Origin of the sequence: Kribbella sp. NPDC048928 (assembly GCF_043197975.1) — a bacterium.
Taxonomy (GTDB): domain Bacteria; phylum Actinomycetota; class Actinomycetes; order Propionibacteriales; family Kribbellaceae; genus Kribbella.
This window is the reverse complement of sequence record NZ_JBICUC010000001.1, coordinates 1,079,036-1,092,518: the sequence shown is the minus strand read 5'-3', so window position 1 is coordinate 1,092,518 and position 13,483 is coordinate 1,079,036. Positions and strand designations below refer to the sequence as shown.

General features: G+C 68.5%; 11 protein-coding genes. 6 read left to right on the top strand and 5 right to left on the bottom strand.

All coding sequences use genetic code 11. The features are described from left to right. Window positions 1–21: 21 nt before the first annotated feature. Entirely contained in the window at window positions 22–993 is a 972-nt protein-coding gene (locus ACGFI6_RS05260) for an NmrA/HSCARG family protein (RefSeq protein ID WP_393115387.1), read from the bottom strand. Window positions 994–1,077: 84 nt separating this feature from the next. Here ACGFI6_RS05260 and ACGFI6_RS05255 point away from each other — a divergent pair, with 84 nt between their 5' ends. Next, window positions 1,078–1,572: a MarR family winged helix-turn-helix transcriptional regulator gene (locus tag ACGFI6_RS05255; protein ID WP_393115386.1), complete on the top strand. Its 495-nt coding sequence runs from the start codon at window positions 1,078–1,080 to the stop codon at window positions 1,570–1,572. 125 nt (window positions 1,573–1,697) lie between these two features. Here the strand turns inward: ACGFI6_RS05255 and ACGFI6_RS05250 are convergent, their stop codons facing one another. Beyond that, window positions 1,698–2,003, bottom strand: coding sequence for a hypothetical protein (locus ACGFI6_RS05250; protein WP_393115385.1), 306 nt, complete (start codon window positions 2,001–2,003; stop codon window positions 1,698–1,700). A gap of 6 nt (window positions 2,004–2,009) precedes the next feature. On the opposite strand from ACGFI6_RS05250, the gene ACGFI6_RS05245 reads away from it, so the two are divergent. The 5 genes from ACGFI6_RS05245 to ACGFI6_RS05225 all read left to right on the top strand — a co-directional run bounded on the left by ACGFI6_RS05245 (window position 2,010) and on the right by ACGFI6_RS05225 (window position 9,831). Beyond that, window positions 2,010–2,918 (top strand): FAD:protein FMN transferase, encoded by a 909-nt coding sequence (locus ACGFI6_RS05245; RefSeq protein WP_393115384.1) that lies wholly within the window; start codon window positions 2,010–2,012, stop codon window positions 2,916–2,918. Beyond that, a complete protein-coding gene (locus ACGFI6_RS05240) occupies window positions 2,918–3,463 on the top strand; it encodes a hypothetical protein (protein WP_393115382.1) in 546 nt (181 codons plus the stop codon). Before ACGFI6_RS05245 ends, ACGFI6_RS05240 begins: the two co-directional genes overlap by 1 nt. Beyond that, on the top strand, window positions 3,460–4,659 hold the full coding sequence (locus ACGFI6_RS05235) for an NADH-ubiquinone oxidoreductase-F iron-sulfur binding region domain-containing protein (protein WP_393115380.1): 1,200 nt from the start codon (window positions 3,460–3,462) through the stop codon (window positions 4,657–4,659). Before ACGFI6_RS05240 ends, ACGFI6_RS05235 begins: the two co-directional genes overlap by 4 nt. After that, window positions 4,656–4,853 (top strand): ferredoxin, encoded by a 198-nt coding sequence (locus tag ACGFI6_RS05230; RefSeq protein WP_393115379.1) that lies wholly within the window; start codon window positions 4,656–4,658, stop codon window positions 4,851–4,853. Before ACGFI6_RS05235 ends, ACGFI6_RS05230 begins: the two co-directional genes overlap by 4 nt. A gap of 115 nt (window positions 4,854–4,968) precedes the next feature. Continuing rightward, the gene (locus tag ACGFI6_RS05225; protein ID WP_393115377.1) at window positions 4,969–9,831 is read left to right on the top strand and encodes an NAD-glutamate dehydrogenase; all 4,863 of its coding nucleotides are present in this window, start codon (window positions 4,969–4,971) and stop codon (window positions 9,829–9,831) included. Here the strand turns inward: ACGFI6_RS05225 and ACGFI6_RS05220 are convergent. The 3 genes from ACGFI6_RS05220 to ACGFI6_RS05210 form a co-directional block, all read right to left on the bottom strand. Further along, entirely contained in the window at window positions 9,828–12,416 is a 2,589-nt protein-coding gene (locus tag ACGFI6_RS05220) for a lanthionine synthetase LanC family protein (RefSeq protein ID WP_393115376.1), read from the bottom strand. The two genes, ACGFI6_RS05225 and ACGFI6_RS05220, sit on opposite strands and share 4 nt — an antisense overlap. Continuing rightward, complete coding sequence (locus ACGFI6_RS05215; RefSeq protein WP_393115375.1) at window positions 12,416–12,583, bottom strand: hypothetical protein; 168 nt, start codon at window positions 12,581–12,583, stop codon at window positions 12,416–12,418. The genes ACGFI6_RS05220 and ACGFI6_RS05215 overlap by 1 nt, the downstream gene beginning before the upstream one ends. 99 nt (window positions 12,584–12,682) lie before the next feature. After that, entirely contained in the window at window positions 12,683–13,423 is a 741-nt protein-coding gene (locus ACGFI6_RS05210) for a GntR family transcriptional regulator (protein ID WP_393115374.1), read from the bottom strand. Window positions 13,424–13,483 lie beyond the last annotated feature (60 nt).

Genomic DNA, 13,483 nt, shown 5'->3' with positions numbered 1-13,483 from the left:
CGTTCAGAAACGCGACAGCGATTACCGGATCGCGGCCTTGAGCTGGTCCTTGTGCAGGTTGAGCCAGGTTTTGAACGACTCGAGGTGGGGGTTGAGTTCACGTACGGCACCGAGGTCGCGGTTGCCGGTGAACTCGTTGTGGTTCTCGGCGTAGAACTGGAACATGTTCGCCATCTCCACGGCCATGGGGAAGGGATACGCGCGGTACTCCTCGATGGTGGGGGCGTGGTACGTGACCTCTTCGCCGAGGGCGTCGGAGAGCGCGGCGGCGTACTGGCTGCCGGTCAGGTGGTCGCCGGCGATGCTGATGGTTTGGCCGATCAGGTCGGGGCGCTGGAGGATCGCGAGGGCGGTACGGCCGATGTCGTCGGTGCCGACGCCCGACAGCCGCTGATCGCCCATCGGGAGCGAGATCGTCAGCTTGCCGTCGGCGTTCCGGGTCGGCGGCATCGTGGTGACGAACGCGTCGAAGTAGAACGTCGTCCGCAGGAACGTCGTCGGCACGCCGTACTTGGTGAACAGCTCGTCCGCCTCGCCCTTCGCGTCGAAGTGCGGCACCCGGTACTGCCCGTCGTCCAGGCTCGGTACGTCGTCGCGACCGTCGAAGAACGGGCGGGTGTCCTCGAGCGTCGACCAGACCAGGTGCTGTACGCCGGCGTCGCGGGCGGCCCGCGCCGCGCTCTCGGCCTGGGCGAGCTCCATCTCGGCGCGTGTGCGAGTGGCCTCCTCCTCCGCGGACAGCGGCGCCCAGTAGTTCGTCACGACGAACGCGCCGTACGCACCGTCGAACGCGGACCGGATGCTCGCCTCGTCGTCGAGGTCCGCGGCGACCACCTCGGCGCCCGCGGCGGCGAGCTCCTTCGCCTTGGCGGACTCGGTGCTCCGGGTCAGAGCGCGGACGGTGAAGTCGCCGGACGGGTCCGCCAGGATCGCGCGGACCAGGGCGCCGCCCTGCGCTCCGGTGGCTCCGACGACGGCGATCAGCTTGCTCATATCTGCTCCTGAAAGTCTTGGGTTGATGTGTCAACCTAACCGATCGTAGCGCGTCTGGTTGATGTGTCAACCCAGGCAGGTACGATGGGTTCCGTGAACGAGGGACCGTGGCTGGACGACGACGAGCAGAAGGCGTGGCGGAGCTATCTGCTGATGAAGCGGACGCTCGAGACGCACCTCGAGCGGCACCTTCAGCGCGAGTTCGGGCTCTCGAGTTCGGACTTCGAGATCCTGGTCAATCTGTCCGAGTCGGAGTCCGGGCGGATGCGGGCGTTCGAACTCGGGCGCGCGACCCAGTGGGAGAAGAGCCGGCTGTCGCACCACCTGACCCGGATGGAGAAGCGCGGCCTGATCCGCAAGGAGGCCTGCGAGTCGCGGTATCCGGAGATCGCGATCACCGCGGACGGTCTGACGGCGATCAAGGAGTGCGCGCCGGTACATGCTGCTCGGGTGCGGGAGTTTTTCGTCGATGTGTTCGGGCCGGAGCGGCTCGGTGTGCTCGGTGAGGTGTCGGACGAGATCGTCGACACGATCGGCAAGCACTGCGAGACCGACTGTCCGCTCGAGCCGCGGCCCTGAACACTGCTCTCTGAGAAGTGCTCTCAGAGAGCTTTCAGGAGAACTTGACGGTGGCTTGAGCTTCTCTTGGAGTGCGGCTGAGGGGCCTCGGCCGAGGCTTGCGGCATGGTCACCACAGATGCAGCTCATCCCAGTCGCTCGCGCTGGTTGCGCCAAGCCTCCGCGGCCGCTGTCGCCACCGCGGTGCTCGGCGTCGGCGCCACCGGGATCTCGGTTGCGGTCGCGGCGAAGCACGCGAACAGCACCGGCACCGGTACGTCGGCGACGTCCAGCAACCCGGGCTCCGGCAGCAGCAGTTCCAACTCCGGGTCCGGCGGCAACAACAGTTCGAACTCGGGCTCGGGCGACAGTAGTTCGGGGTCCGGTGACAGCGGTAGTTCGAGTGGGCTTGGGTCGGCGGATTCTGGGTCGACCTCACAGGGGCGGAGCAACGGATCATGACAGCCTCGCGGACCTGGTCGGCCTGGAGTTGCACGGTCCGGCTGACCGTCGACGATCCGGCCGTACTCGGGGCGGCCTGCGGGGAGCTCAAGGCCCTGATGGATCGCGTCGACAAGGCCGCGAGCCGGTTCCGTACGGATTCTGAGCTGTCGATTGTCAACCATCGCGCGGGTGCGCTCGTCCCGGTGTCGCGGCTGCTTGTCGACCTGGTCGACGTCAGCCTGGTCGCGGCGCAGGTGAGCGGCGGCGCGGTCGATCCAACCGTCGGGCCTGCGGTGATCGCGGCCGGCTACGACGCCGACATCGAGACCGTACGCCGCCGTTTCCCGCAACCAGCCGGTGGGCCGGAACGCGCCCTCGGTTGGCAGGAGGTACGTCTCAATCGGAAGCTCGCACTGCTCGGTGTACCCAAGGACTGTGCTCTCGATCTTGGTGCCACGGCGAAGGCTTGGACTGCGGACCGGGCCGCGAACGTCCTCAGCAAGCGCTACGGCTGTGCTGTGCTCGTCGAGATCGGCGGCGACCTGCGTGCGGCCGGCGCGCCGACGAAGCCATGGGTCGTCACCGTCGCCGAACGTGCAGGAGACCCCGGTGTCCTCGTCACGCTGTCGCATGGCGGTCTCACCACATCGACCCGCACAGTACGACGCTGGCAGACTCCGACCGGGTACGCCCATCACGTCATCGACCCGCGCACCGGTTCGCCCGCGGACGGGAAGTACCGCACCGCCTCGGTGTGGGCGCCGACCGCAGTACGCGCGAACACCTTCAGCACGGCCCTGGTCGCCACCGGGGACGCAGCACTGGGCCGGCTGAAGCTGGCTGGTCACCCTGCGCGGCTGATCGACGCGGATGGCGACGTCACCGAGCTGTCCGGTTGGCCAAGTGCGAGCAGGGCTGCCTGATGACGCTCTGGTACCTGGCCCGCGCGGCCGGCGTCGTCACGCTGATCATGTTCACCCTGTCCGCCGTACTCGGCATGGTCATGCCCCGAGTGCAGGTGGCCGAGCGGCGGTTCTGGCTGCAATACGTGCACCGGTCGGCAGCCGCGACCGGTCTGGTGCTGCTGGCCACCCACGTGGTCGCCGTCATGACCGACAGCTTCGTGAACATCAGCCCGGTCGTCCTGGTCTGGCCGTTCGCCTCCGGCTACAGGCCGTTCGCCATGGCAGTTGGTGCACTCGCCCTGTACGGCCTGGTGCTGACTGCTCTGGTCGGGGCTGCCCGTGGCCGCCTAGCCGTCTCCGAGTCATTCACGAAGCACTGGCGCAAGCTGCACATCGCCTCGTCGGTCGGTTGGTTGCTGTCCATCGGGCACGCACTCCTGGCCGGTACGGATCGCAGTACGCCCTGGATGCTCGGCATCACGCTCGGCTGCCTCGCCGCTGTAGCGACCGCAGGTGCGTACCGCCTCAACGCGCTGCCCACGAGAGCTTGGAGGACCCAGTGATCACGGTCGACGACATCAGGGTGATCGGTGAGCCCCGAGTGCTCGCCGGCCTTGACCAGGGCCGGCTAGACCTGCAGCGACACCTTCTGACGCACGGGCAGCAGCCTGAGCTGACCCGCGACGACTACACGCAACTGTGTGAAGCAGTAGGGCTCAGAGGGCGTGGTGGAGCTGCATTCCCAGTCGCCCTGAAGCTCCTGGATCTCCCACGGCGTGGTGTAGAGGCAGTGGTCGTCAACGGCTCCGAGAGCGAGCCGTTGAGCCGCAAGGACCGCCTACTGCTCACTCGGTCACCGCATCTGGTTCTGGACGGCGCAGTCGGACTGGCCCACGCAGTACGGGCGCCGCACGTGCTCATCGCCGTACATGACCCGGACGCGGCCACGTCGTTGCGTGAGGCTCTGATGGAGCGTGACGACCGGCTGGCGATCGAAGTACGCGACACACCAGGTCGGTTTGTCGCTGGCGAGGCCCGTGCGGTGCTGAGTGTGCTGGAGGGTGGCAAAGCCGTACCGCCGGGTCGGCGGGTGCTGCCGACCCGGAAGGGCTACCACCGGCGGCCGACGTTCCTGTCGAACGCAGAAACGTTCGCCCAGCTCGCCGTACTGGCACGTCTCGGGTCCCGCGGCTTCAGCAGTATCGGACTGATCAGCGAGCCCGGTACGCAGCTGCTGACGATCGACGGAGCCGTCCAACGGCCCGGCGTGATCGAGACACCGACCGGTGTCCCGCTGGAGACAGTCCTGCAGTACGCCGGCGCAGAAGCGGGCCCTGTACTGCTCGGCGGGTACCACGGGCGCTGGCTGCCGCAGACGAGCGGCGTCACGCTGCAACGGCCGGAGGTGTCGGCGGGCGTCGTCCTGGCGCTCGGCCAGAACACCTGTCCGCTGGGTGAGGTCACCAGGGTCGCCGAGTGGCTGAGAGGTCAGTCAGCCGGCCAGTGCGGGCCGTGTGTCTTCGGTCTGGCTGCCCTGGTCGACGACTTCGCCAGGCTGACCGTGGGCGACTCCCAAGGCTGGTACGACGCCCAACGGCATCTTGGGCTGATCCCGGGGCGCGGGGCGTGCGCCCATCCGGACGGGACTGCGAGGTTCCTCACATCGGCGCTCGAGGTCTTCGACGACGACGTACGGCAGCATCTCGCCGGGCGAGGGTGCGGGCGGCCGGTGCTCGGAGTGCTAGGAGGTACTCGATGAACAAGCTCGAGATCGACTGGACCCGCTGCGACGGACACGGCATGTGTGCAGGGCTGATGCCCGACGACATCGCCGTGGACGAGTGGGGATTCCCCGTCCTGCGCGGCCGCGAAATCACCCCCGGTGAGCTCCCGGACGCGCGCCGCGCAGTCCTCGCCTGCCCCGTACTTGCACTCCGCCTCACCTATCGATGACAGGCCCGTCCCGACACCACACCAGTGACAAAGGTGGACTAATCTCTGAGTGACCGCACAACGTGGTGCGGTCCGGCGGGACCGACGCCGACGTTACGTGTGGAGACGGTGGGGAATGCAGAGCAAGCTGGACGTTCTGAAGGCTGATGTGATCGCCAAAGCGGTGGCCACGGGAGCACATGGGCACGACAAAGTGGTCGACCCGGTCAAGCTGAAGACCTTCCTGGAGCAGTACTACCGGCACGTCGCCGCCGAGGACGTCGCCGAGCGCCAGCCGAACGACTGCCTGGGCGCCGCGCGGCACCACTACAAGTCCGCCATGTCACGCCCGCAGGGGACCGCGAAGGTGCACGTCTTCACGCCCACCCTGGAGGAGCACGGCTGGTCCGCGAACGGGCGCACCGTGGTCGAGATCGTCATCGACGACATGCCGTTCCTGGTGGACAGCGCCTCGATCGCGATCACCGACCGCAACCTCGAGCTCCAGCTCCTGATCCACCCGCAGTTCGTGGTCCGCCGCGACGTCGCCGGCACGCTGCAGGAGGTCCTCGACGACACCACCGCCGCGGACGGCCACGACCTGGTCCGCGAGAGCTGGATGCACCTCGAGGTCGACCGGATCGCCGACGCCGCCGAGCACCGAGCCCTCGAGCAGGAGCTGCAGAAGGTCCTGAACGACGTCCGCGAGGCCGTCGAGGACTGGCCGAAGATGCACGAGAAGGCGGTCAGCATCGCCGCCGGCCTGCACGCCGCCGACCTCCCGGTTCCGGAGAGCGAGGTGGAGGAGGCCCGCGAGCTGCTCGAGTGGCTGGCCGACGAGCACTTCACCTTCCTCGGCTACCGCGAGTACGACTTCACGATGGAGGGCCCGCAGGGCATCCTGCGCGGCCGCCCCGGGACCGGGCTCGGCATCCTCCGTCCGGACCCGAAGCCGGGGTCCGGCAAGCTGCCGCCGGAGGTGAGCGCCAAGGCGAAGGAGCAGAAGCTGCTGATCCTCACCAAGGCCAACTCCCGCTCCACGGTGCACCGCTCGACCTACCTGGACTACGTCGGCATCAAGCAGTTCGACGACGCCGGCAACCCGGTCCGCGAGTGCCGGTTCATCGGCCTGCTCTCGTCCACGGCGTACACCGAGAGCGTCATGCAGGTCCCGGTGCTGCGGCGCAAGGCGCTGGAGCTGTTCCGCCAGACCGGCTTCGACCCGAACAGTCACAGCGGCAAGGGCCTCCTCGACGTACTGGAGACGTACCCGCGCGACGAGCTGCTGCAGGCGCCTGTGGAGGACCTGCTGCCGATCGTGCAGTCGGTGTTGCATCTGCAGGAGCGGCGCGCAGTCAAGCTGTTCGTACGCCGTGACGTCTACAACCGGTACCTGTCGTGCCTGGTCTACCTGCCGCGTGACCGCTACACCACCGCGGTCCGGCTGCGCATGCAGCAGATCCTCAAGGACGCCATCGGCGCCGAGTCGGTCACGTACGCCGCGTACGTCACCGAGTCCGTACTGGCCCGCGTGCACTTCGTCGTCCGCATGAAGCAGGGCGAGACCGTCGGTGAGTACGACGCGGACCTGCTCGAGCAGCAGGTCATCGAGGCGACCCGGGCCTGGGAGGACGACTTCACCGCGGCTCTGCACGCGCACGGCGGCGACGGTGCGGTCACCAAGCTGTTCCGGCGGTACGCGCACGCGTTCCCGGAGGCGTACAAGGAGGACTTCGACGCGCGCGTCGCGGTCAACGACGTACACGTGCTTGACGGGCTGCCGGCCGACAACGGGCTGGCCATGTCGCTGTACAGCCCGATCGACGAGGAGTGGGAGGGCGAGCGCCGCTTCAAGGTGTTCCGCACCGGCTCGGCGCTGTCGCTGTCGCAGGTCCTGCCGCATCTGTCCGCGATGGGGGTCGAGGTCGTCGACGAGCGCCCGTACGAGATCCGCTGCGCCGACGGCACGATGGCCTACATCTACGACTTCGGGCTGAAGGCGCCGGAGGACACCGAGGAGCGCGAGGAACTGCGCACCCTGTTCTCCGACACGTTCCAGGCGGTCTGGGAGGGTCGCGCCGAGTCCGACAAGCTGAACGCGCTCGTGCTGCGCGGCAGCCTCAGCTGGCGGCAGGTGTCGATTCTGCGCGCGTACCAGCGCTACCTGCGCCAGGGCGGCACGCCGTTCGGCCAGGACTACATCGAGAACACCTTCCTGAACCACGTGGACGTGGCCGGCCTGCTGGTGCAGCTGTTCGAGACCAGCTTCGACCCCGCGCGCGGCCCGGCCGACGACCCGGACCGTACGATGCGCGCGGACCAGTTGGAGAAGGAGATCCTGGCCGCGCTGGACACGGTGCAGAGCCTGGACGAGGACCGCATCCTGCGCTCGTACCTGACCGTCATGAAGGCGACCCTCCGGACGAACTACTTCCAGCCGGACGCCGACGGCCGCCCACGCTCGTACATCTCGCTGAAGCTGGAGCCGAAGGCGATCCCGGACCTGCCGCAGCCGCGGCCGGCGTACGAGATCTTCGTCTACTCGCCGCAGGTCGAGGGTGTGCACCTGCGCTTCGGCGCGGTGGCCCGTGGTGGTCTGCGCTGGTCGGACCGCCGGGAGGACTTCCGGACCGAGGTGCTCGGTCTGGTGAAGGCGCAGATGGTGAAGAACTCGGTGATCGTGCCGGTCGGCGCGAAGGGCGGGTTCTACGCCAAGCAGCTGCCGGATCCGTCGCTGGACCGGGACGCCTGGCTGGCCGAGGGCATCGCGTCGTACAAGACCTTCATCTCCGGGCTGCTCGACATCACGGACAACATCGTTGCCTCCGACATCGTTCCGCCGCGGGACGTGGTCCGGTACGACGGCGACGACGCCTACCTGGTGGTTGCCGCGGACAAGGGCACGGCGACGTTCTCGGACATCGCGAACGGTGTCGCGAAGGAGTACGGGTTCTGGCTGGGCGACGCGTTCGCCTCCGGCGGCTCGGTCGGGTACGACCACAAGGCGATGGGCATCACCGCCCGCGGCGCGTGGGAGTCGGTCAAGCGGCACTTCCGCGAGCTCGGCCACGACTGCCAGAACGAGGACTTCACGGTCGTCGGTGTCGGCGACATGTCCGGCGACGTGTTCGGCAACGGGATGCTGCTGTCGGAGCACATCCGGCTGGTCGCGGCGTTCGACCACCGGCACATCTTCCTGGACCCGGCGCCTTCGGCTGCTTCGTCGTACGCCGAACGCCGGCGGCTGTTCGACCTGCCGCGCTCGTCGTGGGCGGACTACGACCGGTCGCTGATCTCCGCCGGTGGTGGCGTGTTCCCGCGTACCGACAAGGCGATTCCGGTGTCCGCGGAGATCCGCGAGGCGCTCGGTATCGAGGGCGCCGCGACGAAGCTGACGCCGGCCGAGTTGATGAACGCGATCCTGAAGGCGCCGGTCGACCTGTTCTGGAACGGCGGCATCGGCACGTACGTGAAGTCGTCGGCGGAGTCGAACGCCGACGTCGGCGACAAGGCGAACGACGCGATCCGGATCGACGGCTCGCAACTGCGCGCCCGCGCGGTCGGTGAGGGCGGCAACCTCGGCTTCACCCAGCTCGGCCGGATCGAGTACGCCGCGGGCGGCGGCCGGATCAACACCGACTTCATCGACAACGTGGCCGGTGTGGACACCTCGGACCACGAGGTGAACATCAAGATCCTGCTCGACACCGTGGTCGCGGACGGCGACCTGACCGAGAAGCAGCGCAACGACATCATCGCGTCGATGACCGACGAGGTCGGCGCCCTGGTGCTGAAGAGCAACTACCGGCAGAACATCGCCCTGGCGAACGCGGCCGAGCAGGCGGCCGCCCTGCTGCACGTCCACCAGGACTGGGTACGCCGGCTGGAGAAGCAGGGCCTGCTCAACCGGGAGCTGGAGTTCCTGCCGAGCATCAGCGAGTTCAAGCGGCGCAAGGCGGACGGCCGTGGGCTGACCTCGCCGGAGCTGTCGGTACTGGTCGCGTACACCAAGATCGTGATGGAAGCCGAGCTGCTCACGACCTCCCTCCCGGACGACCCGTTCCTGAAGCACAAGCTCGCCAGCTACTTCCCGAAGGCGATCCAGGAGCGGTTCGGCGACCAGATCCAGAGCCACCAGCTGCGCCGCGAGATCATCGCGACCCAGGTCGTGAACGAGTTCGTCAACACGTCCGGCATCACGGCGTACCACCGGCTCTCGCTGGAGACTGGTGGCACCGTCGAGGACGTCGTCCGGGCGAACCTCGCGGCCAGCAGGATCTTCGCCCAGCCGGAGCTGCTGTCGCGGAACGCCGAGCTGGACAACGTGGTCGACGCCGCGACGCAGACCGGCATGCGGCTCGAGACCCGCACGCTGGTGGAGCGCGCGACTCGCTGGCTGGTCTCGAACCGGCGGCCTCCGGTGGACATCGAGGAGCTGATCGAGTTCTTCGGGCCGGGCCTCGCGAAGCTGACGGCGGCGTTGCCCGAGGTCCTGCGCGGCCGGGAGCTGGCGCTGTTCGAGCAGCGCCGCGAAGCCCTTGTGCAGAAGGGGGTTTCGGAGGACTTCGCGACCCGGATCGCGGTGCTCCCGCCGGCCTACGCCGGTCTCGGCATCGTCGAGACGGCGTCTCGCGCCGACATCGACATCCTCGAGGTCGCCAAGGTCCACTTCGCGCTCGGCGAACGGCTGCAGCTGGGCCGTTTCCTCGAGCGGATCATCGGGCTGCCGCGGACCGACCGCTGGCAGACGATGGCCCGCGCCGCGCTCCGCGACGACCTGCACGCGGTGCACGCGCGCCTGACCCGCCAGGTCCTCGGCGCCACCGACGCGTCCGCCGAACCCGAGGACCGCGTCATCACCTGGCAGGACCAGAATGCGGTCGGCCTCTCCCGCGCCTCGTCGATGCTCGAGGAGATCGTGGAAACCGACGGCCCAGAGCTCGCCCAACTCTCCGTAGGCCTACGCCTGGTCCGAACCCTGCTGGCCAACCAGGCCTAAGGAACCAGGTCGAAGCCGGTGCCGGTGTGCAGGCGGCGAAGGAAGGTCAGCACACCGGCACTGCCCATGCCCCACGACAACGGGGCATCCCGGTCGAGTGCCACGAAGACCGGAGCGTCCTCAGGGCCTTGATTGCGGAGCAGGAGTTGGCCCACCGCGGCGTAGGCCGAGGCGCGGTACCGCTCGTCGTCGGTTGCGAGCCAGAGGTCGGCGAACAGCTCGCCGGCACCGGCGACGCCACAGCATCGGATGGTGTTGTCCAGCCGCGGAATCCAATGCGCCGCGCTCTCCGCGGCACTTGCGGCGGCACGTTCGGCCAGCCGCGCGAGCTGCGGATCGCTGACCACATCGGCGGCACGGTGCAACGCCGGTGCCATACCGGCGAGTCCCTGACACCACGAGACGCTCATCGGCAGTGCGACCGGCTGTTTCGCCTGCGCAGCCAACGCTCCGGTCCGGGCCGCGACCTTGTGCACGGTACGTTCGAGCGCCTCCGCGGCCCGGTCGTCCCCGGTAGCAACCACGAAGGCGCGCAGCAGTTCGATCACGCCGGACCAACCGTGGGCGTACCCGAACGGTGCGTCGATCGCGGCCTCGTCCGGGATGTCGGCGTCGCGTTCGATGAGCTCCGGCCGAGCCTTGCCGAGCAGGACTTGCACCCGCTCGCCGGCCAAGTCGAGCCGGGCCGGATCTCCCGTGAGGGCGTGCAGCAGCAGGTGTCCGACGCCGGCGCCCGCCGATCCGTACATCAGGTCATCGCCTCCGCCGTCGCCCCGATGCGGAAGCTCGCCGATGCCGGTGGTTTCCAGGCCCAGTTCGGCTGCTCGCCGTACGAAGAGCTCCACGCCGGTCAGACCGACGTACAGCCCTGGCATGATGTCGACCCGGTTCAGGGCAGCGACGGTGTGCGTCAGGAGCTTGCGTACGGCCTCCTTGGATCGCGGGTGATCCAGGTGGTGGAGCAGTTCGAGACCGATCCCGGCGCTGCCGGTGTAGATGCTGGTGTCGACCGCGCTGTAGCCGGAGCGGTCGGCGAAGACCCGGTCGTCGAGTTGATCCAGGATCTGGTTGATCACCAGCGGGATCAGAGCTTCTACATCAGCGTCTGTCACCGCCGGTAGTCCGCTTCGCCGCGGCTGCGTCGGCTTCGGAGCGGTTCCGGCCGCCAAGTCGGCCAGTGCCGGAACTGCGCTGTCCTCGTCGATCAGGGCGCCGACAACCGCGGCTTGGATCGAGTCGGGGCCGTGGACGGCCACGACCGAGCCCAGCATCCGCTCTGCCGGGACACCGGGGCCGACCCTGGCCGCGACCGGCGTCAGACCTGTCGCGGCGAAGCCGAGCGTCATCCCGAGCGCATGGCAGTCGTCGTACGCCGCAGGCTCACCGCCGTGGCTCTGGCGCCAAGGAGCGAATCCGGGCGTGCCGCCGGGCAGGGTGAACCCGTCCAAGGCCGAGATGCCGAAATCGATCACCGCCGGCGTCTCGCCGGTCATGACGACATTGCGCGGGGTGAGGTCCGACATCACCACGCCGCGGTGGTGCAGGTCGCGAACAATCGTGGCCAGGCTGGTCGCAAGGTCGAGAAAGCGTTCGCCGGCCGCAGCGTTCTCGGCCGATTCCGGTGCGGGTCGGTAGCTGCCGGACAGTACGGCATGGTCGAGCAGATTGGTCTGACCCACGTCGGTGGTGACCAGGAACTCGTCGTCGCCGTGTGCGAAGTGGTCGACGAACGCAGGGACGCCCGGCATCGAATCCAGTGCGGTGAGGATCCGTCGCTCGTTCCGCAACCGGCTGCGCGCGTCTGCGCCGTCAGTGCTCTCCGACACGAACGCCCGCGCCTGCTTGACGACCACGCGACGGCCGGTGGCGAGGTCCACGCCGCGATACACGTTGCCCTTGGCTGCCTTGTAGATCCCTTCGTCGACGCGGTAGCGCCCGCCGAGGACCGTGTCCGCTTCCGGGTCGTCGGATCCGAACGGATCGCAGACCCACGACGGCTGCCGGTACTCCATGGTGGCGGCCGCCTCGAACGACTCTCCTGCGGGTCCGTGCAGCATCAGGCTGAGCCCGCCCCGATCACCAGCGAACCATCGCGATCGAAACGGCCCGTAGCGGTAGTAGACCGGAGCATCCCCGGCGATCCGGCGGTCGCTGAGGATCCGGGGACCTTCCATCCCGGTGAGGACGTCGCAGAGCAGTCGGCCGACGTACTCGACACGACTCTGATCCGGGTAGACCGTGATCGCCTTGCCCACCTGTGCTGCCGCGCTCAGCCCTTCGTTCAGATCGGTGAGCGTCGTCTCCGAGCCGGCCAGCTTGAACGCGCAGCCTTCGGCGAGCAGCAGCGGTACGGCGCGTTCAGCGACCTGGCGGAAGTTCCCGCGGCGGGCCGAGATGTGCAGCTTCCAACCGGCCTCGGGGAGCGGCGCGCCGGGCGGGGTCACCGACAGCCAGACCGGGCCGGCGTGCAAGCTCGGGCAGACGTTCGCCGGCAGGTCCTCGATCGCGTGCCGAAGGAACTCCTCAGCCTGGAAACCGGGGCCTGTCGGCCCGTGTAGTTCCGTGCCGACAGGCCCCGGGGCCACTAGAGGCCGCTGTGCCCGGTTGCTACACAGTTGTCGCCGTACCAGACGCAGCTGGCCGGGCACCGGTCCTGGCCGCCGCCGTTCGCCTCGGTGACGGTGAACACCACACTGGGCTCGACCGTTGCGGAGCTGACGACCCTGGGCGCCAGATCGATCAAGGGGTTCATCTGGTTCTCCTTCTACGACGAAGCGGATACCGACTGTCGGATGGAACCACTGGGCCGGTGCGGGCGCCAACGATTCGAATCCGTTGGAAGGGAAGCGCGTCAGCGTTCGGAGACGACGACGTCGACGGAGTACTGGTCGGCTCGGTAGCAGTGGCTGCCGTACTCGACCGGGATTCCGTCGGCGGCGTAGGCGGAGCGGGTCATCGTGACCAGTGGCTCGGCCTTCGACATGTGCAGGGTGCGGCGTTCGTCCGCCGTGGCGTTGCGGGCGCCGATGCGTTGCCGGGCGACGGTCGGGCGGATTCCGCGGGCGCGCAGTACGGCGTACAGACCGTCTGCGGTGAGCTGTTCGAGCGTGAGGTCGTTGAGGGCCGGGGGCAACCAGTTGCGCAGGATCGCGAGCGGCAGGTCGTCGGCGTACCGGAGTCGCACGATCGAGACGAGCGGGGTGCCGGGCGGGAGTTCGAGGACGGCGGCGGCGCGGTCGTCCTGCGCGGTGCAGTCCAGCGCGAGCACTTCGGTGCGCGGCGTACGGCCCTCGCGGGCGAGGTCGTCGTACAGGCTGGTCAGCTCGGCCTTGCGGTGCACCATCTGGTTCGCGACGGTGGTGCCGATGCCGCGGCGCCGGACGAGCAGCCCCTGGTTGACCAGCTCGGAGATCGCCCGCCGGACGGTCGGGCGGGACAGACTCAGCCGGCCGGACATGCCGATCTCGTTCTCGAACGGGTCGCCCGGGCGCAGCCGGCCGTCCGTGATCGCAGCGGTCAGCTGCTCGGCGAGTTGGTGGTACAACGGCACCGGGCTGCTCCGATCGAGCTGAATCGGCAGAGCGGCGGTCATGGGCGGATGCTACCTGCTTATGTCCGTACGTGAGAATGTGTTAACAAAGTCTTGACACCT

Coding starts and splice junctions, on each gene's coding strand:
- ACGFI6_RS05260 (WP_393115387.1), bottom strand. CDS start 993: ATGAGCAAGCTGATCGCCGTCGTCGGAGCCACCGGAGCGCAGGGCGGC.
- ACGFI6_RS05255 (WP_393115386.1), top strand. CDS start 1,078: ATGGGTTCCGTGAACGAGGGACCGTGGCTGGACGACGACGAGCAGAAG.
- ACGFI6_RS05245 (WP_393115384.1), top strand. CDS start 2,010: ATGACAGCCTCGCGGACCTGGTCGGCCTGGAGTTGCACGGTCCGGCTG.
- ACGFI6_RS05240 (WP_393115382.1), top strand. CDS start 2,918: ATGACGCTCTGGTACCTGGCCCGCGCGGCCGGCGTCGTCACGCTGATC.
- ACGFI6_RS05230 (WP_393115379.1), top strand. CDS start 4,656: ATGAACAAGCTCGAGATCGACTGGACCCGCTGCGACGGACACGGCATG.
- ACGFI6_RS05225 (WP_393115377.1), top strand. CDS start 4,969: ATGCAGAGCAAGCTGGACGTTCTGAAGGCTGATGTGATCGCCAAAGCG.
- ACGFI6_RS05215 (WP_393115375.1), bottom strand. CDS start 12,583: ATGAACCCCTTGATCGATCTGGCGCCCAGGGTCGTCAGCTCCGCAACG.
- ACGFI6_RS05210 (WP_393115374.1), bottom strand. CDS start 13,423: ATGACCGCCGCTCTGCCGATTCAGCTCGATCGGAGCAGCCCGGTGCCG.